The organism is Cellvibrio sp. 25HG11W-0 (assembly GCF_057815475.1).
In genome coordinates this window covers 4,055,245-4,079,913 of record NZ_CM174230.1, presented here as the reverse complement: position 1 = coordinate 4,079,913, position 24,669 = coordinate 4,055,245, and the positions used below count along the sequence as shown (strand labels likewise).

General features: G+C 48.0%; 16 protein-coding genes. 10 read left to right on the top strand and 6 right to left on the bottom strand.

The annotated features are described in order from the left end of the window. The first annotated feature begins 23 nt into the window (after window positions 1-23). Window positions 24-503 (top strand): hypothetical protein, encoded by a 480-nt coding sequence (locus AC0KUT_RS17060; protein WP_488831612.1) that lies wholly within the window; start codon window positions 24-26, stop codon window positions 501-503. Between the two features lie 207 nt (window positions 504-710). Beyond that, on the top strand, window positions 711-3,113 hold the full coding sequence (locus AC0KUT_RS17055; RefSeq protein ID WP_488831611.1) for a heavy metal translocating P-type ATPase: 2,403 nt from the start codon (window positions 711-713) through the stop codon (window positions 3,111-3,113). Window positions 3,114-3,209: 96 nt separating this feature from the next. On the opposite strand, the gene AC0KUT_RS17050 is transcribed toward AC0KUT_RS17055, so the two are convergent. Both AC0KUT_RS17050 and AC0KUT_RS17045 read right to left on the bottom strand, forming a co-directional pair. Further along, entirely contained in the window at window positions 3,210-3,734 is a 525-nt protein-coding gene (locus tag AC0KUT_RS17050) for an RNase H family protein (protein ID WP_488831610.1), read from the bottom strand. A 497-nt stretch (window positions 3,735-4,231) separates the two neighbouring features. Continuing rightward, a complete protein-coding gene (locus AC0KUT_RS17045) occupies window positions 4,232-5,725 on the bottom strand; it encodes a nucleoside hydrolase-like domain-containing protein (RefSeq protein ID WP_488831609.1) in 1,494 nt (497 codons plus the stop codon). Between the two features lie 702 nt (window positions 5,726-6,427). Here AC0KUT_RS17045 and AC0KUT_RS17040 point away from each other — a divergent pair. The 5 genes from AC0KUT_RS17040 to AC0KUT_RS17020 all read left to right on the top strand — a co-directional run bounded on the left by AC0KUT_RS17040 (window position 6,428) and on the right by AC0KUT_RS17020 (window position 16,657). Continuing rightward, entirely contained in the window at window positions 6,428-8,788 is a 2,361-nt protein-coding gene (locus AC0KUT_RS17040) for a cellulose binding domain-containing protein (protein WP_488831608.1), read from the top strand. 178 nt (window positions 8,789-8,966) lie between these two features. Further along, window positions 8,967-10,946, top strand: coding sequence for a cellulose binding domain-containing protein (locus AC0KUT_RS17035; RefSeq protein ID WP_488831607.1), 1,980 nt, complete (start codon window positions 8,967-8,969; stop codon window positions 10,944-10,946). A 112-nt stretch (window positions 10,947-11,058) separates the two neighbouring features. Further along, a complete protein-coding gene (locus tag AC0KUT_RS17030) occupies window positions 11,059-12,930 on the top strand; it encodes an endo-1,4-beta-xylanase (RefSeq protein WP_488831606.1) in 1,872 nt (623 codons plus the stop codon). 195 nt (window positions 12,931-13,125) lie between these two features. Further along, window positions 13,126-15,444 carry a nucleoside hydrolase-like domain-containing protein gene (locus tag AC0KUT_RS17025; protein ID WP_488831605.1) on the top strand — a complete coding sequence of 773 codons (2,319 nt, stop codon included), beginning with the start codon at window positions 13,126-13,128 and terminating at the stop codon, window positions 15,442-15,444. A gap of 433 nt (window positions 15,445-15,877) precedes the next feature. After that, a complete protein-coding gene (locus AC0KUT_RS17020; RefSeq protein WP_488831604.1) occupies window positions 15,878-16,657 on the top strand; it encodes a helix-turn-helix domain-containing protein in 780 nt (259 codons plus the stop codon). A gap of 437 nt (window positions 16,658-17,094) precedes the next feature. Here the strand turns inward: AC0KUT_RS17020 and AC0KUT_RS17015 are convergent, their stop codons facing one another. Then, window positions 17,095-18,141 carry a serine hydrolase domain-containing protein gene (locus AC0KUT_RS17015; protein ID WP_488831603.1) on the bottom strand — a complete coding sequence of 349 codons (1,047 nt, stop codon included), beginning with the start codon at window positions 18,139-18,141 and terminating at the stop codon, window positions 17,095-17,097. Window positions 18,142-18,509: 368 nt separating this feature from the next. Next, entirely contained in the window at window positions 18,510-20,126 is a 1,617-nt protein-coding gene (locus tag AC0KUT_RS17010) for an RNA polymerase sigma factor (RefSeq protein ID WP_488831602.1), read from the bottom strand. A 261-nt stretch (window positions 20,127-20,387) separates the two neighbouring features. Here AC0KUT_RS17010 and AC0KUT_RS17005 point away from each other — a divergent pair, with 261 nt between their 5' ends. Together AC0KUT_RS17005 and AC0KUT_RS17000 are read left to right on the top strand one after the other, a co-directional pair. After that, window positions 20,388-20,987, top strand: coding sequence for a CIA30 family protein (locus AC0KUT_RS17005; RefSeq protein ID WP_488831601.1), 600 nt, complete (start codon window positions 20,388-20,390; stop codon window positions 20,985-20,987). A 94-nt stretch (window positions 20,988-21,081) separates the two neighbouring features. Further along, the gene (locus tag AC0KUT_RS17000; RefSeq protein WP_488831600.1) at window positions 21,082-22,290 is read left to right on the top strand and encodes an acyltransferase family protein; all 1,209 of its coding nucleotides are present in this window, start codon (window positions 21,082-21,084) and stop codon (window positions 22,288-22,290) included. 203 nt (window positions 22,291-22,493) lie between these two features. On the opposite strand, the gene AC0KUT_RS16995 is transcribed toward AC0KUT_RS17000, so the two are convergent. Then, the gene (locus AC0KUT_RS16995; protein ID WP_488831599.1) at window positions 22,494-22,769 is read right to left on the bottom strand and encodes a hypothetical protein; all 276 of its coding nucleotides are present in this window, start codon (window positions 22,767-22,769) and stop codon (window positions 22,494-22,496) included. 15 nt (window positions 22,770-22,784) lie between these two features. Beyond that, the gene (gene hflX / locus AC0KUT_RS16990) at window positions 22,785-24,152 is read right to left on the bottom strand and encodes a GTPase HflX (protein WP_488831598.1); all 1,368 of its coding nucleotides are present in this window, start codon (window positions 24,150-24,152) and stop codon (window positions 22,785-22,787) included. 208 nt (window positions 24,153-24,360) lie between these two features. On the opposite strand from hflX, the gene atcJ reads away from it, so the two are divergent. After that, window positions 24,361-24,651 carry a cold adaptation protein ActJcold adaptation protein ActJ gene (atcJ, locus tag AC0KUT_RS16985; protein WP_488831597.1) on the top strand — a complete coding sequence of 97 codons (291 nt, stop codon included), beginning with the start codon at window positions 24,361-24,363 and terminating at the stop codon, window positions 24,649-24,651. Window positions 24,652-24,669 lie beyond the last annotated feature (18 nt).

The window sequence follows — 24,669 nt, the reverse complement described above, 5'->3', positions numbered from 1 at the left end:
ATCCAATCACTGAGGAATTAACCATGAAAAAATCACTATTGAGCTGCGCCATTACTATCTCCGGTTTATTGTTGATCGCACCCGCATTTGCCCATGACCCAGCAGAGCATGCCAAAACCGCCGAAGCCCCAGATTGCGCGGCTATGAAAAACATGGATCACGCCAAAATGGACATGAATGATCCTGTGATGCAGGCCATGATGAGAAAGTGCAGCACTAAATCTGACCATGTTGACTCACACAAAGGAATGGAAGGAATGGACCACGAGAAGATGAAAGGCATGGCTCAGGATAAGAAGGACGCGATGGAGAGCAAGAAAATGAAAGCCATGGATCACAAAAAAATGGACGCGATGGATAGCAAAAAAATGGAAGAAAAAAAGATGAAAGCCATGGATCATCAAAAAATAAACGATATGGATCACGAACAAATGGACGCTATGGCGCACAAAAAAATGAAAACTATGGCTAAGAGTAAAGCCGCTTCAAGCGCAAATCATTAAACGCATACCAGTTACGGCATAAATAAAGCGTGGTAGCTCACTGGTGTGAAATCAGTGAGCTACCGCACTTCGCATGACGTCATAATGCATGACGTGTAAAACGGTCGAATACTCGATCTAGGTTTGATACAGCACAGACTCTATTTAAACCTAAAGCGTATCCTGTCCATCGCGCGACTTTGTCAGCAACCTATTACGGGGTAATCCATGGAACGTCAACACACGCATTCGAATCAATCAAATGAATCGTCTCCAGAAGCACTACCGGCTGAATTAAAAGACCCAGTCTGTGGCATGTCGGTAACCGCGCAGTCAGCCCATCAGGTTGTATATGAGGGTAGCCCTTATTATTTTTGCAGTGCACATTGTAAAACGGCGTTCAGCGCCGCACCCACACAATACAGCGGTGTAAAAACACCCGTCGAGAGCGATAAGCACTCCGGCCACGCAAGCTGCTGTAGTACGCATAAGTCAACGAACAATGCCGAGAGCAATAAGCCAGTTGAGGCTATAGCTGGCGCGATTTATACCTGCCCGATGCATCCAGAAATTCAGCAGAGCCAGCCCGGCAGTTGCCCTAAATGTGGCATGGCGTTAGAGCCGCTCCTACCGGAACTTGATGACGAAGAAAGCCCCGAACTGGTCGATTTCACGCGTCGTTTTTGGTGGACCTTGCCTTTCACCCTGGTTGTGTTTGTGTTGGCCATGTTTGGTCATCAGCTTCAGTTGTTTGATCCGCTTACCCAAACCTGGATTGAAATGGTTTTTACCCTGCCTGTTGTGTTGTGGGCTGGCGCGCCGTTTTTTGTGCGCGGTTGGCAGTCACTTATTAACCGCAGCCCCAACATGTGGACCTTAATCAGTGTGGGCACAGGCTCTGCGTTTATTTACAGTGTGATAGCCACCATAGCGCCCAGTGTATTTCCTGAGGCCTTTGTTTCTATGGGCCGTGTTTCTGTCTATTTTGAAGCCGCCGCCGTGATCATTTCGCTAACGCTAGTGGGTCAGTTATTGGAATTAAAAGCGCGCTCTCAAACCTCAGCAGCGATTAAATCCCTGCTCGGCTTAGCGCCCAAAACTGCGCGTCGTATTCGCGCAGATGGCACCGAAGAGGACGTGCCTTTAACTCATGTTCATATCGGCGATAAGTTGCGGGTTCGCCCAGGCGAAAAGGTGCCGGTCGATGGCATTGTTCTTGAGGGCAGCAGTGCGGTGGATGAATCCATGCTGACCGGAGAACCCCTGCCAGTAATGAAGCGCGCGCGCGACAAAGTGATAGGCGCAACGCTCAATACTAGCGGCGCGCTAACCATCGAATCCGAGCGCGTAGGCTCCGCCACCATGCTGGCCCAAATTGTTCAAATGGTGGCGCAAGCGCAGCGCTCTAAAGCGCCGCTACAGCGCATGGCCGATTCAGTCGCCGGTTATTTTGTGGTGGCCGTGGTCTCCGTGGCTGTGCTCACCTTTTTTGCGTGGGGGCTATTTGGGCCTGCGCCAAGCTGGGTGTTCGGCTTAATCAATGCGGTAGCCGTATTGATCATCGCCTGCCCCTGCGCACTCGGTTTGGCTACCCCTATGTCGATCATGGTTGCCACTGGGCGCGGCGCCACGCAGGGCGTGCTGTTTCGCGATGCTGCCGCCATCGAAAACTTTCGCAAAATAGACACACTCATCATCGACAAAACGGGCACGCTCACCGAAGGCCGCCCAGCCTTTGAGCGCGCGGTGCCCGCTGCTAGCTTCACGGAAGAAGAGGTATTACACCTTGCTGCAAGCCTCGATCAGGGCAGCGAACATCCGCTAGCCGACGCCATTGTCCGCGCCGCGCGCGAGCGCAATCTCACACTGGAACAAGCAGAGCAATTCGACTCAGGCTCAGGCATTGGTGTTAAAGGTGTTGTTGCAGGGCGCAAACTCGCGCTGGGCAACACGGTAATGATGGAACAGCAGCAAGTCAGTGTCGCGCCGTTAGTATCAGACGCTGAAGCCTTGCGCACGGAAGGTGCCAGTGTCATCTACCTGGCTGTTGATGGAAAACTCGCAGGTTTGCTCGCGGTATCCGATCCCGTAAAAGCCAGCACCCCCGAAGCCTTGGCCACCCTAAAAGCCGCCGGTATGCGCATTATCATGGCGACGGGCGACGGCATAACAACCGCCAAAGCGGTAGCCGCCCGTTTAGGTATTGATGAGGTGCACGGCGAAGTGAAACCAGAAGATAAATTGCGTTTGGTTGAACGCTTACAAGCAGAGGGTAGGGTGGTCGCCATGGCGGGCGATGGCATTAACGATGCTCCCGCCTTGGCCAAAGCCGATGTCGGTATTGCCATGGGCACCGGCACAGACGTCGCTATGAACAGCGCGCAAGTCACCTTGGTAAAAGGCGACTTGCGCGGTATTGCTGTAGCGCGGTTTCTGTCGGAAGCGACTGTGGGCAACATGAAACAAAATTTAATGTTCGCCTTTCTCTACAACGGTTTAGGCATACCCATTGCGGCGGGGGTGCTCTACCCTTGGACTGGCTGGTTGCTGTCGCCTATGATTGCCGCAGTGGCCATGAGCCTTAGCTCCGCCTCTGTCATCGGCAACGCGCTGCGTTTAAAACGGGAATAACATACACGCACGATTGATTGCAGTGAACCTAACTGCAATCAATCGTGCGATTTTTTATTGAAATGATTGCCGCTAATTTTTCTGTTTTGCGTTATCTCACTGAGTTGCGCTCAGCGGCTCATAAGAAGTTTGACGATTAAACTGGCGCAAGGCAGATCGCGACGCCTTATCCACCAACGAAAATATAAGATCGATACTGCTTTTAGCATGTAGGGGCTTGTGCCCCTGCAGATTTATAATCGTGCACGCGCACTGATCCATCGCCGTAAAAAACTCTTGGTAAAGCGCTGCATGTCTAAGGCGCGCGCCGTTGTTCGCATAAAAATCTCGCAGCTCAAGGCGGCTGCGCCGCGCCAGCAAGTTCACAATGTTTTGCGAATCACTGTAAACAACAACCTGCATTAATTTTTCTGCGTTCAACAACTGCGCATCATCCAAAGCCCACAACAAGGTCTGTAATTCCAATGGTGTCGATGAGGTATTGTCAAACTGTTTGGTTTTCACCTTAGCCACTACATCGGCAGCAGGAATGCCTATGTTTTCAATGGCAAGGTAAGCCCCAAAACCTATGTGCGTTTTAGTATCAACGCTGCCATCGGTAAATAACATCAAATCAAACATGTGCTTTTATTTCCTGCTGGAACATCGAGAGGTTTTTGGTGTGGCGATTGTGGGTTACAAGTCTTTGTTTGTCTAACTTTACAGGGAACTGGGAGCGTAAAATATTTTTTTGCGATACGGAAAATATTGTCTAGGCGCTAAACTAGCCTTGAGGATAAAGATCAAGAAAGCACTGATCCTTGCGCCTTTCCTAAAAAGCAATCGAACTTCCGCTATCGGCCAAAAGCGGAAGTAGATAACGCCATGCGACACTAACCAAAAGCGAACATTACGATTCAGCCACCGCTCTGCCCAGAAAAAATTCATCTTAGATGATTTCTGAAAATATTGGCCTTTTCGAAATTCTATCGAAAATAAAAAAGCTCAAAAAATTGCCCACAACTCTGTCGGTCAACGCTATTGAGAAAAGGTTAATCGGTTTACGGTTTTTGTTGGCATATTTAGAGTTCACTACTTTGTCAAACAATGGAGAAATTTCCAGAGATCCCCAAGATTTGTTATGGTGTTAAAGTCACAATAATTCGCTTATAACGCGACAAGGCTGGCTTGCCTTTATCGGTAACTCGTACAATTACATGCAAGGTTTCCTCTTTGTTGACCTTAGATGTTTGCATATTGATGCGCGCCAGATTTTCTGTATCCAGCTTAATCTCACCCCTAAAACCACTCGCTTCCGGGTAGGCAAACCAGTAGTAACTCAGGCTGTCGCCATCGGGATCAGTTGATGCGCTGGCATCGAGTGAAAAATACTGGCCGGACTTAACGCGAATATTTTTTTCATGAGTAAACGCGACCTTGGGCGGGTGATTCGCATCAGCATAATTTTTTATCGTCCATTCCATGCGCGCGGCAAAATCGGCTTGAAACTCATCGCGCCAACGCCAAATGCTGGTGCGGTAATCGGTAAAAGATTTTTCACCCTTGCGCATCGCGCGGCCATAATCGCCCACTATCGATGGCGTGTAGGTATCTACCGCATTAGTCCAAATGGGGCGAGTCTCTTGCTCTATCGGAATGCCACCATTAAAACCTTTGGGGTCGGTATCGGCGCGTTTGGGAATATACAATTCATAGCGTCCACCCCAACCGCCCCAACGAGGGTTTTCCGCCGAGCGCAAACCAGTAGGGATTAAATTCAACCATGCTGGAGTATCGCCCTCCATACCATAGGCAACATCGGGATAAGCCGCACCTAACGGGCCATGATTCTGTTGGATATGTTTTGCCAACCAGCGATTACTGATGCTGGAGTTATCAATTCCGTCTACAACTTGATTCATACCAATCCAGGTGGCGGCGCCATAGCCGCCGGGGCTGACGATATAAAATAACTGCGGAAATTCTTTGCGGAGCCAAAAGCCGGTGTCGTCCTGATCGCTAATGCTATAGACGCGTAGTTTCGCTACTAAATCAGCCAACTCTTCCGGTGATGTTGTGGCTTTTAGTTTATATAGCGCCTGCGCCAGGGTATTGGCGCCACCCCAGACTGAAATCCACAGCGGGCGCGTATCCGGCTCGCGCAACACCTTGATAATCCAGTCGGAACCTTCAGTGTCTTTTCCATCGCCCACACCGGCCATTCCATACACAGGCGCACCGGCTTTTACCAAAGCGTGCAGTGTTTTTTCAGTGGGATAACCTCGCTCGTGGCGGTTTAGATTTTTTTGCACCTTGCCATAGGCGCTAATGATTTTGTGAATCGATTCTGGCGCTATACGAGTTTTTTGGTGCACCGAGGTAGTGGCAACCAAGCCTTTAATATCGATCTGATTGGCGTAGAGCATCAAGCGCACCAGCGTTTGCGCATCATCCGGGTCGGCTTCAATGTCGGTCAGTACAATCATGCGCTCAAGCTGGGTCTCAGCCGCCAATACAGGTAGCACCGAGTTCATTAATAAGCTACTTAACAACAAATTACGCCAAAAACAGCCAGTTAATAACCAGCGATTAAATGCGCACTTAAGAATTGCGCCTCGAGTGAAGCTTGCCATGATAAATACCCCTGCATTGCTTGCAGACAAGTCGGTGAAGGATTCAACCTGGAAAATTAAAAAGGCCTGCCGAAGCAGACCCAAGGGACTAGTGAATCGCCAAAAAATCTTTTATTAGCTTAGCCTACTACCGTAGTTTTTCTTCCGCCATTTCACTGAATACTGCCGGTATCCTTAGGTTTTTGGGATTCTTAACAGAACAAAACAGTTCTTGCTCAATGGCTCGACTTGATTGCTAGTTACCGTATCCCGAAACTTACTTTAGATATTTAGGCGCTTGCCCACAAATCTCGACCCATATTCTCTCATCCTGTTCTTCAGCGAAAACCACCTCGCCGCTTAGTACCGTTAATTAAGTTTGCCTTTTTGTCGGCAGGTTCACAGTACATCAGCACACATCTTAGTATTCCGTGAGTTTTTACAGATTTTCAGGAAGTTAAGCGCTTTAAAACGGATTACTCTCTATTTGCCTGGTTAAACATAAAATAAAAATAACAACAACAAATATTCACCCCGAGCAGCATTTTAAAAAATGCGCATTGCAACTTTAATCGCCTCAAGTATTAAACATAAACACAGGGTTTTTTAGCAATTTGACGGCATTGTCATTTCGCTCAACATCCAAAATCTTGCTGTAGTCATTTGCATGCCATAGCAAATGCTCGGCTCCTATTATTCAAAATTTAGCGAGTCATAAATATTATGAACAACAAACACTATAAGTTGATAAAAAGAAGGGGGTGCTCCCTGCTGCTTGCCAACTTGGCCCTAGCGGTTTCGTCTTTTGCTTGGGCCGATTGCAGCTACACCATCACTAACAATTGGGGCTCTGGCTTTACCGGTGAAATTAAGGTCACCAACAATACCAATCAAACGGTGAATGGCTGGTCGGTAAGTTGGAAAGATTCTGCGACTATCACCAGCTCATGGAATGCGACGCTCAGTGGCTCCAACCCCTATACCGCTATGCCATTAAGTTGGAATGGCACCCTTGCGCCCAATGCGTCTGCCAGTTTTGGTATTCAAGGCACGGGCAGTGCAAGTGTCGCAACGCTGAGTGGTAGTCTCTGTGATACTGCGGTTGCTTCAAGCAAATCCAGCGTACTGGCGAGCTCAGCAGCGCCCAGCTCAGTCGCACCTAGTTCCATTGCGGCCAGCTCAAAACCAGCCAGCTCAATTGCACCGAGTTCCACAGCTGTTAGCTCTGCCAGTGTGCCCAGTACATTCACCTATGTACTACAAGAAGGTGAGGCTGGCTTTTGCAGCGTTGATGGCACCATTGACAGTAACAATGCGGGTTTCACTGGCAATGGTTTTGCCAACACAGCCAACGCAACTGGCGCTGCAATCAAGTGGGCGGCAGATGCCACGAGTAGCAGCCTTTACACATTAAATTTCCGCTACGCCAATGGTGGCAGTGGCAACCGTGCGGGCACTTTACTGCTCAACGGTGGCAGTAACGGTAGTTACACCTTGAACTTACCCGCAACCGGCAGTTGGACCAACTGGCAAACGGTCTCTATTGAGGTAGATTTAATCCAGGGTAATAACAACCTGCAGTTAACCGCGTTGACGGCCGATGGTTTGCCCAATATAGACTCGCTCAGTATTCTGGGAGCGAAAACAGGCGCAGGTATTTGCGGTGCGGTCGCAAGTAGTTCGAGTAGTTCCAGCAGCAAGCCCGCAGTAAGCAGCTCCTCGGTTGCGCTTAGCAGTGCACCGGCGGTTAGTAGTGTGGCTGCCAGTTCAACGCCTAAAAGTTCAACGCCGAGTGTGAGCAGCTCTTCCAGTAGTAGTGCAACCGTCACTGAGTTGTTCGCCTTTCCAACCGCGGAAGGTTACGGCAAACACACCACTGGTGGCCGTGGTGGCGCGGTTTACGAAGTGACTAATCTGAATGACTCAGGCGCGGGCAGCTTGCGTGCGGCTATTTCAGCTTCAGGTGCGAGAACTATTGTGTTTCGTGTCGCGGGCACTATCGATTTAAAAAGTAACCTGACCATCAGCAACCCCAACATCACCATTGCCGGTCAAACTGCACCGGGCGATGGCATTACGCTGAAGCGTTATCCATTAGTGATCAACGCCGACAATGTGATCATTCGTTATATTCGCTCACGTTACGGCGATCTGTTAAAAAATGATGCTGATGCGGTTTCTATGCGCTATCGCAAAAACATTATTTTGGATCACATTTCCGCCAGTTGGGGTGATGACGAATCCATGTCGATTTACCACGGCGAAAACGTCACCATTCAGTGGAGCATGATTACCGAAACCCTCAACCGTGGCGGCGATCATGGTTTTGCCGGTATCTGGGGCTCACCTTACAGCAGTCATCATCACAACCTCATCGCCCACAACGTGAGCCGCGCGATTCGTTTTGCCTCGGGTGGCGGCAATGTGGATTATCGCAACAACGTTATTTACAACTGGGGTTACAACAGCGCCTATGGTGGTGAGCAGCAACAAGTGGGCAATGCCAACTTCAACTTCTCTAACATCAACATGGTGGCTAACTACTACAAACCGGGCCCAGCAACTGCAAACGCGGTGCGCAGCCGTATCCTGAACCCAACCACCCGCAATGGCGATGCAGACTACGGCCATTTTTATGTGGCTGATAATTACGTGGTCGGCAACGCCAGAGTAACTGCAGATAACTGGGATGGCGGTGTACAGCCTGCTGTTGCCGCTGCGAAGTTGACCAAACCCTGGCCGTCTATGTCGATCAAGCAAGAAACGGCAGAGCAGGCTTACCTATCGGTTCTGGCGAAAGCCGGTGCCTCCAAAGTGCGCGACTCGGTGGATTTACGCATCATCGAAGAAGTGCGCAATGGCACGGCCACTTACGGAAAAAATGGCATCATCGAATCGCAGCAAGAAGTGGGTGGCTGGCCATCACTGAAAGACGGCACAGCACCACAAGACAGCGACAAAGATGGTATGCCTGACGATTGGGAAAATGCCAACGGCCTGAACCCCAGCGATGCAAGCGATAGAAACAAAAAGGATGGCGTGGGTTACACCATGTTAGAGAAGTATATCAACAGCCTTATCTAATCCTTTTACAACAAACCCCGGTAATTTTATCGGGGCTTGTTTCAACGGCTCTGTTTTTTCATCACAAAATAAAATCCAAGCAGTACTAAAACGTCCGTATAGCAAAGTAAAAACATGCGGCAATTAAATTCAAATAAGTATTCATCCTTTCAGTCACTTCATTACGAGTGTAAAAATTATGCATCAGCTCAAATTAATAGTTCGCGCGATATGTTCATTCATTATTGCTGGGTTATCGCTAGCAAATTCCACTCCCTCTTGGGCCGATTGCAGCTACACCATCACTAACAATTGGGGCTCAGGCTTTACCGGTGAAATTAAGGTCACCAACAATACCAATCAAACGGTAAATGGCTGGACTGTGAGTTGGAAAGATGCTGCGACTATCACCAGCTCATGGAATGCGACGCTCACTGGTTCAAACCCCTATACCGCAACTGCATTAAGTTGGAATGGCACTTTGGCTCCTAATGCCTCTGCCAGTTTTGGTTTTCAAGGTACGGGCAATGCGAGTGTTGCAACTGTAACCGGCAGCCTCTGTGGTGCGGCGGTGCCATCCAGCAGCAAATCCAGTACACCAGTCAGTTCTGCAGCGCCAAGCTCTAAAGCGGCCAGTTCGGTTGTGGTTAGTTCAACACCGGCAAGTTCGGTTGCACCTAGTTCCAAAGCCGCCAGCTCTGCAGCGACCAACACGTCTTTGATTCTGCAGGAAGACCAGAATGGTTTCTGCGCTGTTAATGGCACTATCGATAGTGACAATAGCGGTTATACCGGCAGTGGTTTTGCCAATACCGACAACACCCAAGGCGCGGCGATCACCTGGGCGGTGAATGCATCGAACAGTTCGCGCTACACACTGGTATTCCGTTTTGCCAATGGTGGCAGCAGTGCCCGCAATGGCTCGCTGGTGATTAATGGCGGCAGCAACGGCAACTACACCGTCGAATTGCCAACAACAGGTAGCTGGACTAATTGGCAAACGGCTTCAGTTGAGGTGGATTTGGTGCAAGGCAATAACAATGTGAAATTGTCTGCGCTGAGCGCTGAAGGTTTACCTAATGTGGATTCATTGACTCTGGTTGGCGCTGCCACAACACCGGGTTCATGCGGCACCACTGCAAGCAGCACTCCGGCTTCGTCTAGCTCTGCGCCCAAAAGTTCTGCGCCAAGCTCAGTGCCACAAAGCTCATCATCTGTAGCCTCCAGCACGCCGAGCAATAACAACCCCGGTTATATCAGCATCACCGATAAGGCACCGGGTTGGGCGAGCATGAATGGCGGCACCACCGGTGGCGGCACTGATTTAAGTAAAGCCGTTACCGTAACCAACATGAGTGCGCTGAAATCGGCGGTGAGCGGCTCTAGCAGCAAAATCGTGCTGGTTGCACCCGGCGTTTACGATGGCACGCTTACTCCAGGTGCAAACACCACAATTATCGGTACCAAGCCCGGTGTAATTATCAGTGGCAATATCAATATTAGCGGTTCCGATAAATACAACATTATCGTGCGCAATATCTCGGTGCGCGGCAAACAATGCGGTAGTTACGAAGAGTGTAGAGCGGGTGCAGACGGCGTTTATATTGGCAGTGGTGCGCACCATGTATGGTTCGACCACTTCGATGTAGCCGATGGACAAGATGGCAACTTTGATGTGACTCGCTCTGGGGATTTTGTTACCTGCTCATGGTGTAAATTTCATTACACCTACAACAAAGAACATAAATTTTCCAATTTGATTGCCGGTAGTGATGACGAAACGGAAAGCCGTGGCAAATTAAACATTACCTATATGTTTAGTATGTGGGGCGACTTAGTTGGATCACGTCAACCGCGTGGCCGCTTCGGCAAAGTTCACATGCTTAACAACTATCACAAAAACACCGGCGATATGCATGGTGTCGGCAAAGAAATGCAACTGCTCGCTGAAGGTTGCACTTATGACAACCCAGGTAAACCAGCATTTTTCACCATGGGTGGTGCGCACACGGGTTGGAAAGGTATAGGCAACGAAGGTACTGCCAAAAATGTTAACGACTCAACCGGCAGTGTATTTAAACCGCCTTACAGCTATAGCGTAATGCCAGCCTCACAAGCCAAAGCTGCAATTCTTTCCAGCAAGTGCGGTGTCGGCAATAGCTGTGATCTGAAAATGTAATTTCCCACGTGCTTGCCCTCATTTTGAATGCACTGTTTGCCAAGGATTAAACCCTGCCGGCGCATTCAGTGAGGGCTTTTTCTTCCATTAAAAACCAGGAGTATTTGGGACAATGAAAACAAATCTATTGGCAATCTTAACGCGGCGCAGTACTGCTCTTATTCTTGCTGGCTTTACCTTATCGCTAAGTTCTTTTAGCTGGGCAGGCTGCAGTTACGCCATCACCAACAATTGGGGTTCAGGCTTTACCGGTGAAATTAAAGTCACCAACAATACCAATCAAACCGTGAATGGTTGGTCAGTTAGCTGGAAAGACTCTGCCACTATTACCAGCTCATGGAATGCGACCCTTTCCGGTTCTAATCCCTATACCGCGACCGCATTAAATTGGAACGGCACCTTGGCTCCCAACGCCTCTGCCAGTTTTGGTTTTCAAGGTACGGGTAATGCAAGTGTTGCCACCGTGACTGGCAGCCTTTGTGGTGCGGCGGTGTCATCGACCAGTAAATCGAGTACACCCGTGACAAGTTCCGCAGCGCCCAGCTCAACTCCCGTGAGTTCTATCGCGCCCAGCTCAGCGGCGCCCAGCTCAAAACCCGCCAGCTCAATCGCACCTAGCTCCAAAGCGGCCAGCTCTTCCAGTGCAGCCAATAATTCCTCATTTGTTGTGCAAGAAGAGCAAGCGGGTTTCTGCAGTGTAGATGGCAGTATCGATAGCAATAACAGCGGCTTTACCGGCACCGGTTTTGCCAATACCGATAACGCCCAAGGCAAGGCGGTTAAGTGGGCGATTAACGCGACCACCAGCAGCCGATACACCCTGACCATCCGCTTTGCTAATGGCGGCACCGACAATCGCAATGGCTCTCTGCTCATCAATGGTGGTAGCAACGGTAATTTCACCTTCGAGTTGCCAAGCACCGGTAGTTGGACGAGTTGGAAAACCGCGTCGATTGAAGTGGATTTAGTGCAGGGCAATAACCTTGTGCAACTCTCCGCGTTGACGGCTGAAGGTTTACCCAATATCGATTCAATCACTGTTGTCGGCCAGCAAACCAGCGGCGGTGCTTGCGGCACAACCGCAAGCAGCATTCCGGCCAGCAGTAGCGCTTCGAGCAAGAGCGCTTCCAGTGCGCCCGCGCCGCAAGGAAAGTTTGTCGGCAACATTACAACGTCGGGCGCAGTGCGTGCGGATTTCAACAAATATTGGAATCAAATCACCCCTGAAAATGAAGGCAAATGGGGTTCGGTCGAGCGCTCGCGCGATGTGTATGACTGGAGTGGCACCGATCGCATTTACGCCTACGCTCGCCAGCACAATATTCCGGTCAAAGCGCACACGCTGGTGTGGGGCAGCCAGTATCCCAGTTGGATTAATTCATTGAGTGCGACTGAGCAGGCGGCAGAAATTGAAGAGTGGATTCGCGATTACTGCACACGCTATCCCGATACCGCGATGATTGATGTAGTGAACGAAGCAATTCCTTCACATGCGCCAGCAAACTATGCACAAAACGCCTTTGGTAATAATTGGATTATTCGCTCGTTTCAATTAGCGCGTAAATACTGCCCTAACGCGATACTTATTTTGAATGACTACAACGTACTGAGTTGGGATACCGATAAATTTATCACCTTGGCAAAACCTGTGATCGCCGCCGGTGTGGTAGATGCTGTTGGCTTGCAAGCGCACGGATTGGAGAGCCGCTCGCTGACAGAATTGACTGGCAAATTAAATCAAATCGCCGCCTTGGGCGTGCCGATTTATATTTCTGAATACGACATCGCTAAAACTAATGATCAGGATCAATTGCGCATCATGCAGGAGCAATTCCCACTGTTCTATAAACATTCCTCTGTCAAGGGCATTACCTTGTGGGGTTATGTTGTAGGTAAAACCTGGCGCGATGGCACCGGCCTTATTCAAGACAATGGTACGCCGCGCCCAGCTATGACCTGGTTGATGAATTATTTAGGTAGGTAGGTCGTCCCTTATCCATGAAAAAGGAGTTTCATGGTTTTTTAAATTTATTTTGTCATTTTTAATTTAATCAGCGCGCGTATTTATTTTCATCAAGTGAATATTAACGCTTAACCAACTAAGCAGATTGTTAGCCGTATAAAAATAACCAACTGCAAACAATCGTAAAAAACCACTTCACAACAAGCGGAAATTATAATGAACAATAATCGATTTTGCTCGGCAAAAAAAATCGCCTATTCAGCGCTGCTGTTGGGCTTATCTTTAAGTATTTCCAGTCACTCCTGGGCAGGTTGTAGTTACACCATTACCAACAATTGGGGCTCGGGTTTTACCGGAGAAATTAAAGTGACCAACAATACCAATCAAACGGTAAACGGTTGGTCGGTGAGCTGGAAAGATTCTGCCACTATTACTAGCGCATGGAATGTTACGCTCAGCGGAGCCAACCCTTATACCGCGAGTGCATTAAATTGGAATGGTACACTTGCGCCCAATGCGTCGGCCAGTTTTGGTTTTCAGGGAACCGGCAATGCCAGTGTGGCGGTAGTCACGGGTAGCCTGTGTAATGCTGTTAGCCAATCGAGCAATGCGATAAGTTCCAGTGCGCCGAGTTCAAAACCCCTTAGCTCGGTTGCTCCCAGTTCGACACCAGCAAGCTCCACGCCAGCAAGTTCCACTCCTCAAAGCTCAATTGCACCGAGTTCAAAATCCGTAGCGAGTAGCTCGTCAAGCGCGCAAGGCAATAACACTTTTATCATTCAAGAAGAACAGACGGGCTTCTGTGGTGTGAACGGCACAGTTGACAGCAACAATGGCGGCTTTACCGGTAGTGGTTTTGCCAATACCGACAATGCAGTGGGCAATGGTGTTAAGTGGGCGATCAATGCATCCAGCAGCAGTCGCTATATTCTCAGTTTCCGTTTTGCAAACGGCGGCAGCAGTAATCGCAATGGTTCGCTGTTAATCAATGGCGGCAGCAACGGTAATTACACAGTCGAATTGCCGACCACCGGTAGCTGGGCTGCATGGCAAATCGCATCCATCGAAGTCGATTTGGTGCAGGGCAATAATACGGTGCAATTGTCTGCGCTCACCGCAGAGGGTTTGCCCAATATGGATTATTTGCAAGTCACTGGTGCGGCCGCAACGCCTAATTCTTGCAGTGGCGCGCCAGCGAGTAGCGCAATGGCGACTAGCTCCATGGCAAGCAGTTCCGTCAAGTCCAGTACGCCTCCCTCAAGCTCCAGCTCGACACCGACTTATAGCAACGAGCGCATTCGTATCATCAACACCACGGACTTAAATGCCGACCCGGATGATGAACAGTCTATGGTGCGGCAATTGGTTATGGCCAACTTGTTTGATATTGAAGGCTTAATTGTTTCCACCAGCTGTTGGAAAAAAACACAAACCTCAACGGCGGCGCTCGACAAATTATTAAATGCCTATAACCAAGCATTACCTAATTTGAAAAAACATGCCGATGGTTTCCCCTCATACGAATTTTTGAAATCCGTATCCACTATGGGGCAAAGAGGTTATGGCATGGGGGATGTCGGCGCCGGTAAAGCCACGGCTGGTTCCAATCTTATTATTGCGGCAGCCGATAAAAATGATGCGCGCCCGCTCTGGGTTACTTGCTGGGGTGGCTGCAATACTATCGCGCAAGCAGTATGGGATGTGCGCAATACGCGCTCGGCCAATGACTTCAATAAATTCCTCAGCAAGTTGCGTATTTATGATGTGCTGGGGCAAGACGATGCGGGCGCATGGCTGACAAAAAACTTCCCGGATTTATTTTTTATCCGCGCGACCGGTGTTTATGGTTGGGCGCCTTCCGACAGCTGGTTGAGCACTAATGTACAAAACCATGGTGCGCTGGGCGCAGCCTATCCCAATCGCAAATATGCAACCGAGGGCGATTCGCCAGCGTTTATGCATTTGATTCCCAATGGTCTGCACGACCCGGAAAAAGTGGATCAAGGTGGCTGGGGTGGTCGTTTTGATACCAATAAAAAAAGCGGTATTCGCGGCATGTCGCCAGTGACAAATGAGTCACAGTACGACACCTATAAAATGTTTGGCAACACCGCTGAAGGCACTAGTGCGATTAGCCGTTGGAAGCCTGCGATCGACAATGATTTTCAGGCGCGCATGGATTGGAGCATCAAAAATAATTATGCCGATGCCAACCATCACCCTATCGCGGTAGTGAATGGCAATACCTCAACTCAGGTGCTTTATCTCAATGCCAGCGCAGGCTCTGGTGTTGCACTGACCGCAGCAGGTTCAAGCGACCCGGACAATAACGGCTTGGCTTACGCATGGTCTTACTACGATGAGCCGAGTTCGTACAACGGTTCTGTAACCATTAATAACAACACCTCGGCGAATGCTACGGTGCAAATTCCCACAGGCGCGAGCGGCAAAAATATTCACATTATTTTAACCCTGCGGGATAACGGATCGCCCAATCTGTATGCCTATCGCAGGGTAGTGATTAACGTGCAATAAGTCGCCGGCATCTATTTTTACTCACTTTGAAACCAGAGCGTTAGTAACTTGGCGTTCTGGTTTTTTTACAGAGTATCGCTGAATGCTTTTTTGTTCGCAGGAGCACATAAAACCAGTGCCTATACTGGCATTGCGGCAAACACCTTCTCCAACCAGTCTCATCAAAACAGTGATGCAAGAGTAAAAAAATGGTTAATCCACACTAAAAAGGCTGAGCGTAATTTACCGAATTCGCGATTATGGTAAGCTCAGCTTAAACCGCCACAAGACTTCACCATTGATTTACTTGAAACCTTATTTCTGATGCTACACTCTGCGGAGCAACTCTAGGTATTTCGATATGTCACACATTCCAACTCCACATTCCTTTGATCCTGCGCGGCGCGATTTTTCGCCCTATGGCCTTAGCTGTGTTTACTGGCAACCATCGCTCATGTCACGCCCTGATCACCACAATGAAATTGAATTAAATTACTTACCCGAAGGTTCAGTGAGTTATTTGTTTGGAGGCAAAAAAATTACTTTAGAAGCAGGAATGATTAACCTCTTTTGGGCAGCCATCCCCCACCAAATCATTCACTTTAGCAGTCAACAACCTTACTTTGTTGCTACAGTTCCGCTGCATAATTTTTTGCACTGGCAATTGCCTGAACATTTTGTGCAAGCGTTAATGCAAGGTAAGGTGCTAGCAAATAGTGAAAAGTCACGCAAGGAGTCAGATCAGAGTCTTTTTACGCAATGGGTTCAGGATTTAACTGAAAATAAAGTGGGGATTGATAAGGCAGTCAGTCTCGAAATGCAAGGACGAATCACACGCATGGCTTTACATTTTTCTAATGAAGAAAACTCGAGCTCTACAACCAAGCACTTATCCGGAATAAGCGATTCAGGATTAAGTAAGGCAGAACAAATGGCCTGTTACATAGCTCAAAACTATGTTCACAAATTGTCGATCGACAAAATCGCCCAGGAAGTAAAATTGCATTCCAGCTATGCCATGAACTTATTTCAAAAAACATTTGGCACTACGCTGATAAATTTTTTAACTCAACATCGCATTGCCCATGCACAACGTTTGCTAACTACTACAGACAATGTCATTACTGATATTGCGCTACAGTCGGGCTTCAGTTCAATCAGCCGCTTTAATGAGGCCTTTCAGCGACATTGCAATTGTTCGCCACGAGAATATCGCAACGCTCATGGGCGATGAGAATCGCTTCTGAAATCTGCTTCTACACTGAGCGATTCGATTATCGTGTCAGCAATGACTTCGCTATTAAGAAGCTAAACTTTGGTTTCGCTATAAATTGAAATAATTTTCACCAGCCTTTAGCATTCCGTATCTTGATGATCAAACCAACGAATGGCTATATCGTCTTTTGACGAAACTCAAAACCTTATCCTCCTTTTTATACCTAATTTTTTTAGTTACAGTATTTCAGTGAACCATATTAATAGTTACGTCAACTTCCGCTTTGGTCACGGAGGCGACCTTTCATGCTGGCTCAGCCGAAACACCTTGTCCATTACGTCGCATAACGGCCAATAGCGGAAGCTCAATTCAAAAGATCTTATTCACAAAAAGTAGACTCCCTACCGATTTGGCGTACGACATGTAAATTTCCTGTGCGGGCGCCAAATATTGGTTCAAGGGTCAATCCGATTATGTAGTATTTTCAAAATTCGGCTGTAGATTATTTCGGATATCATCCATGAATTTCCGCCACTCGTGTTAACGAACTGAATAATGACTGTATCAATATCTTTGTGATACCGAGCAATGCTCGAATAGCCTCCTAATAAGCCAGTATGTTCGTACGCATAGATGGAAGAATAAATAGTTTGCTCATTAGCATTTAACAATGAGCCATCATTCAATGCCCGTAAGAAAATTCCGACATCTTGTGCTGTTGCAACCATTGAGCCGCCAGGGCTTACATAATTTTGCTGTTTTAAATCCCCGTCATATCCAATGTGATAGCCGCTGGTAAGACTATTGAGATTGACTTCGCTCAACAAATTATAGGTGTGCAATAATTTAAGGGGCTTAAGGATTTCATTCTCTATATATTTGTGGTGACTATACCCCAAAGTTTTATCTAGAATGTTGCCAATCAACAAATAATTTGAATTGGAGTACTGGTACCGATTATCTGGCTCAAAATCAGCAGGTTTATCAATTAAGAATTTTAAAAATCCCTCAGCTTTCGCTGGTAGATTTTCCCAAGAAAATTCGGGGTCATCAATAAAATTAGGGATTCCACTTCTATGCTGCAATAACATTCGCAGTGTGATTTTTTCTGAATTTTCTATTCTTACTGCAATTTGAGGCAAATAGTCGGAAAGAGTGCGATCTAATGACAATTGATTCGTGCTGACTAGTTTTGCAGTGGCAGCGGCGATATATAACTTGCTAATGCTGGCAATTTTAAACAGTGCATGTGGGTCAGCAGGAATTCTATTCTCCCTGTTTTTCCAGCCTGCGGAATAAAACTCAGTTTTTTCTCCTTTTTTGTCTACATAAACAATCATGCCATCTATATCGTAGTTAATGGCGTCGGTGACTTGTTCTTGAATAGTCTTGGGTAATGGTTTCAGGTAGGCGCAACCCGCTAGCCAAGGTACAAATACAAAAGAGCAAATCACCGCGATAATGGATATCACTATTTTAATAATTAAGGGTATAGATTTCATTTTCCCGAACACAACCTCCTTTATCCAATTGCACTTATTATCCGAAATCGCCGTTTATTAGATATCCATAGCCAAGCATTATCAAAACAGCCAGGATACAAATAACACTTTTTCATAAAACGTGTTATTTCCCTTCCTATTCTGGAAATAATACACGACCGGGCGAATGTATGGTGAAAGTCAACGCGGCATCTGCCTTGAGAGCTATTACTAGGTTCGGCCAAATAGCATGTATGTAGCTTGCAGTGTGAAGCAAGCCGCCGAAGGACACAGAACGGCCAATAGTGAAAGTTCGAATGCTGAGGAAAACAGCGCAAAGCCCGCTTACCCCACAGTTAAACCGCATCAAAAAATTGCTGAATATAGGTCTATTTTTTTCTCATTCTCTGGCGCACTTTATTCGAATGCCAAACAGCAGGCACAATGACCACTATGGCAATCGCGGCTAAAATCCACAGGTAGCTTTGATTCATAAGGGCTAGGTTGGCAATGTCAGCAGCTTGCTCGCTGTTGATGTGTTTTGCGAATACAATAGGCCCAAGCGCCGCTTCTTGGGCGATAGAAAACCCCGCGCTCAAGGCACTGTCCCAGCCTAATGCTGAAAGGGAGGCGTAGGCCTTATAACCTATTGCAGAAGCACCAAAGCTAATAACGCCGATCCCAACAGTTCCCAACCCCAATAACCCTAAGCCCACAGCGCCGACGCTTATCAAGCCAACAGAAATAATTCCAACACTGACAGGTGCAATTGCAACGCCACCCCAAGCAAACAGCAATCCATAAGCGCGGTCGCCTCCTGCTATCCAGCCAACTACAGGTTTATCTCCCTGCTCCGGCGCACCAAAACGAAAATGAAATAAAGGTACATTTGCAAGGTAAAAGCGGCTTTTGTATTCACGTTGTGGCGCGTTGACCTGATCCATCTCGCCCTGGAACGCACTCGGATGAAATATCCGCTCTTGGGCTCTGAGTGTCCTGCCACCCTTCAGCATGCGCATCACCAACGTGATATAGCTGACCACAAACCCCAGCACCACAAGCTGCGAAATTACGGCGTAAATGCCCGCATTGCCGGCGTCATGCAACGCTATGTACTTCAGCGCAAACATGCCCGCTACATACACCAAGGCAATCCCCAAAAAGAGCGCGACGTACAGGATGGCGCGGTGACGCTCGCGCTGAGTGCGCGACTGGTCAAACGCAGCCCTCAAACCGAAAAATGAACTGACCACCCCAGAGACAGAAGCCAGCGTAACTAGAAGGCTGCCCCACTTAAACAATGACCCTGTTTTTACCGCGCCAGCACCGAGTGTTGCTGCTTTTGCTGGCGGGGAAATGCTGTTGATGGCGGTCAGCACGGCCAGGGTAAATTCAGCGCCCAGTTTGCTTTTGGTTAAGGTGTCTTCAACGAAGGTCACCATCGCTTTTTGGAGTAGCTTGCGTCCACGCGATAGCCGCTGTTTTACCGTGTCTTCCGATAGATCTAACTGACTGGCGACAAACTCCACCGAATGTTGTTCGCGGTAAAACAAGATCAAGGGTTCGCGATAGGTTTCTGGCATTTTTTCTAGCGTCTGCCACAGCAGCGTCTGCTCCTGTGCACTGATCGCCTCGTCTTCCATTTTCGCCTGAGCGGATTGCCCTGCGCCTTGCTCATCCAGTTCGTCGGCACCTGTTATCGGCTGCGTTGCTTCTTTGCGGCGAAAATGGCTCGCTTTAAAGCGAAGAATCCCGCACAGCCACGACTTTAATTTTTCTGGGTCCTTGAGGGAGTCGAGTTTTTTCCACGCTTCGATAAAAGCCTCTTGCGCTATGTCCTCGCTGTGCTTTAGGTCCCCAACGCATGAGTAGGCTAGGGAGCACAGCAAGTTTTGGTAGCGTGCCACAATTTGGCAAAAGGCATTGCGATCTCCACCTAATGAGGCCATCACCAAGGCAGCATCGCTTGTATCAATTATGCGGTTTCGTTTTTTAAAAATATTCATTGCTCTTAATCTCTATTTCGAAACCATTAAGTGCCTAGCTCGCCATTAAAGGTGACATGAATTTTTCAAAAATCCATCAAAAAATGTTTTTTCACTCAATTGCTACGTTCTTCAACTTTTTTGTCACCTTCTCGCGAGCGATAGGCACTTAATGATTGTGACTATCACAAACCGCCACAGGCGCGTGATCGCAACGGTTAATTATCCTTTTAATAGCCGCAACCTTTAAACCTTTAAATTGATAAACATGGATACCTATTTATGAAAACACTTAACACAACAGCCCTCAGCCTTATCAAGTGCCTTTCATTCGCCGCACTCTTCAGTTTTTCTTGCACTAGCTTTGGTGGCAACCTAAATCCGATAGTCGATGACTTTAATGACGCCAGTAATAACAATTTAGGCATTCCACGCCAATTCTTAAACGATTCCCTTGCGGGAGGCAGCACCACAACCGCACAAGAAGTGGTGCAGGGTATTCTCACCGCTAAGGGTGACATTATCCCACCGCGTGGACAACCGGGTTGGGCAAGTATCGTGTTGCCGCTTGATGCGCAAAGTCTACCTCGGGATGCGAGCGCCTTTGAAGGCGTGCGACTGCTGATAAAAGTTAACACCGGTAGCCTGACTGTTTCTGCTAATAGTACAGAGATCACCAATTTTGACTACCACGCTGCACCTATCACCGTCACTGCCGACGGTAAATTTCACGAGGTGAAAATTCCCTTCGCCACTATGAAGCGCGCCTGGTCGGAACAGACAACACTCAATACAAAAACCATCACCAGCTTGAGTATTGTCGCCTTTGGTTTGCAAAAAAGTATCTTTGAGTTCTCGCTGGATGAAGTGAGCTTCTATTAATAAACACTTATCACCCGGAAAGCATGAGAGCCGGGTGATGGCAGTAAAAAAACAGGCTCAGGTTAATTCACGCTTCATCAACTGAAAAAACACTATGAATATGTCATCCCCATCAAGTGAGCGGCTCGACTATTTAGACGCAGCCCGCGCCTTTGCGCTAATGTTAGGCATTATTTTTCACGCCAGCATATCCTTTATGCCCATTTTTATTGGTTGGGCGGTTATGGATATATCGACTAGCTCTCTGGTGCCGGTGTTTATGCTAGTGAGTCACTCCTTCCGCTTGGCGTTATTTTTTCTCATTGCCGGATTTTTCAGTCACATGACCTTTCACCGTGAAGGTGGCGCCCATTTTTTTCAGTCGCGTCTGGTGCGAATCGCAATTCCATTTGTGATCGGTTGGTTTTTATTGCGCCCATTGCTGGTGTCCGGCTGGATCATGGGTGCGGAGAGTATGCGCGGTGAGGTGAATATATTTACTGCATTGCAAACAGGATTCGCAACGCTGGGTGAACTACCAAAAAATTTACTGGTTGGCACACACCTTTGGTTTTTATATTACCTGTTATTGATCAGTCTAAGCGTCGTATCAATGCGTTTACTTTTAACGCAGCACACACCGCTAAAAAACAAATTGACTCAAGTAGCTGACGTCATTACCTATTGGTTGTGCAACTCGCGCATCGCCATTGTGACTGTTGCTATTCCTACGGCGGCTTGTCTATGGTTTATGGATCACTGGGGTATGGATACGCCAGATAAAACCCTTATGCCGCATATTCCGGCAGCACTTATCTATAGTGGCTTTTTTCTCTTTGGTTGGCTGCTCCATCGCCAGGCAACATTGATGGAGCACTTTAGTCGTTTAACCGGGGGCAAGAGTGCGCTCTGCGTAATTGCTATAATTGCCGCATGCCTGCTCACTAGATTCGAAATGCAATTCGCGCATCCGCACTATCATCTGTTTAAAATTGGTTTTGTATTCAGCTATGCGCTTATGATGTGGTCGCTTGTCGCTCTCACCATTGGGTTATTTAAGCGCTGCTTTAATCGCTCAAGCAAAATGGTGCGCTATCTTGCCGACGCATCCTATTGGCTCTACCTCATCCATTTACCCATTGTTATTTGGTTGCAAATCGCCTTTGCCGAACTGCCGCTACACTGGTCAATAAAGTTAGTTGCAATTTGCGCAATCACTCTTTCACTATCTCTCGTGCTTTACGATGCATTCATTCGCTCGACTTTCGTCGGCGCAGTGTTAAATGGAAAACGAAGAGCGCGGGTTGGGTGCTCATTGCGGTAAAAAGCTTAGGTGACAAGCTTCGATGAAACGTTGCAGTTTAAAGCTGGGCGTGGCTTTCAACCAAAAATAGGTTGGGCAGCAATGCCCAATCTCTTCAAGGAAAATATTTGATGAATAACCATGCCTTAACGGCGCAATACTATTGTTAATTGATCAGCACTTTTTTCTTATCTACGTTAAAGATTTTCTCGGTCTTGCCTGTCTTATCCTCTTTTGATTCGCACGACTTTCATGATTTCAAATGTGATGCCTGCGACAACTTCCTGCTCTGGGTAGTAGGTAATATTCACTCGGGCACCTTTTAAACTTTGGTAATTTCCTTTGCGCTTGAATTTAAAAGGCACATTGCAACCCTCCATCATGAGCGTGTGCAAAATCCATTCACCTTTCTCTCGTTGAATATGTGAGACCACTTTCAAGAGTTCGGAGTGATTGAGATTATTGTGTTTCTCTACCAGTTTTTTGGCGTCTGATTGCATAATCCTATTCACCGATTAATGTTTAGACAAACCTAAGCAGGCATCCTCTGCAAGTTTGCTCAGTTTTGCGACAGTGTCAGCGGTGGCGCGCAAACGAAAAAATGCACCCGCCGCATCAGCGCGCTCTTCAAGCACGTCGCAAGAAGCAAAAATTTCGCCGCGTAATTCTTGTGCTGACCAGGGTAAAAATATCTCTGACTCCATTAAATCCTTTTGAAAAAATTGCACAAGGGTTTGATGCAGGTTTTTTATATCATCATCGCGCCGCGCGCTCAGCACAATACAACCGGGGTAATTCACCTGCAGCTCTGCGCTGCGTTCTGCTTGTGCGGCAGCATCTGGTAGATAATCAATTTTATTGAACACGCGAATGCGCGGCACAGTATCGGCGCCAATTTCGGCCAATACTTTATCGGTAACGGCTAACTGTGCCTCAAAGTCAGGGTCGCCAGCATCAATAACATGCAATAACAGCGATGCGTTAAGGGCTTCGTCCAAGGTTGATTTAAAGGAGGCCACCAAATCATGGGGTAAATTTTTAATAAACCCTACCGTATCGCTCACCAATACTTTGGGCACAGTTTCCGGGTGCAAAGTTCGCACCTTGGTGTCGAGCGTGGCAAACAATTTATTCGCGACCAAAACATCTTTGCCGGTTAATGCGCGCATCAACGTCGATTTACCCGCATTGGTATAGCCGACCAATGCCACTTGGGCCAGCGCCGTTTGGCCCAAACGTTGGGCGCGCTGGGTTTCACGCCCCGCCGCCATAGCATCAATCTCTTTTTGCAGCTCAGCAATACGGTCGCGCACCTTCCGGCTGTCCATTTCACTGCGCGACTGACCTGAGCCACGCCCACCGGTACCGCTGCGCTGCCGACCTGAAGGGCCATCGCGCTTGGCCGCCTCACGCAGGCGCGGCGCCATATAGGTTAGGCGTGCGATCTCCACCTGTATTCTTGCGGCATGTGAGCTGGCATTGCGATGAAAAATCTCGAGGATCACCACCGTGCGATCCATCACCTCGCAACCCACTTCATTTTCAAGATTGAGCGCTTGGGACGGCGAAATCTCATGGTCGACAAGAATGAATTCCACCGCATCATTCGCCGCGTCTGCATCAGCCTGGGACAACCTATCGGCAGCCTCTTGCTGCCTTTCTACGAATTCTCTTATCTCCTCGCGTTTCCCAGCGCCGATATAGGCCGCCGAGTCAAAAGAGGCACGCTTCTGCGTAAATTGACCAACTACCTCCAAGCCCAAGGTCTTTGCCAGCTCAGCCAATTCGACCAAGGACGAGTTAAATTCAGTATCGCTAACACCGTCTAAGTGCACAGCGACGATTAGCGCACGCGGAAGACGTGGTTTTTCGGGGTTTAACATGGAGTAATTTCTCTAAAGATTGGAGCGCGAAGGCTTACAAATAACGTCACGATATGAAGTGTACGCGAACCTTAGACGAATAACTCTAGGTTTGACGCGACTTTGTCTTCTTCATCCTATACCCTATGCGCCAATGTCGATACTGCCTGAAGTGCGGCCTCATTAACCTATATCCTTAGCCTATTTTTCAGGTGAAACAGGGGGATTTATGATCAATCACTTTCGTGTCTTGGGCGTCAAAGAAACCGCCTCGGAACTAGAGATTAAAAAAGCCTACCGGCGACTCTCCAACCAATATCATCCTGACAAATTGCTCACGCACACCGATGATGAAAAACGTCATGCCGGTGTGCAGCTCCAGCGCGTACAAGAGGCCTACGATATTTTGAGCGACCCCAAAAAGCGCGCCGCCTTTATCAAAGACTTCAAGAACGTCATAGTTCCAGACCCAACAGCTGCCATGCGCGAGCTGTGGGATCAATATTATCCAACACACTAGATGGTTTAACGAATCGCC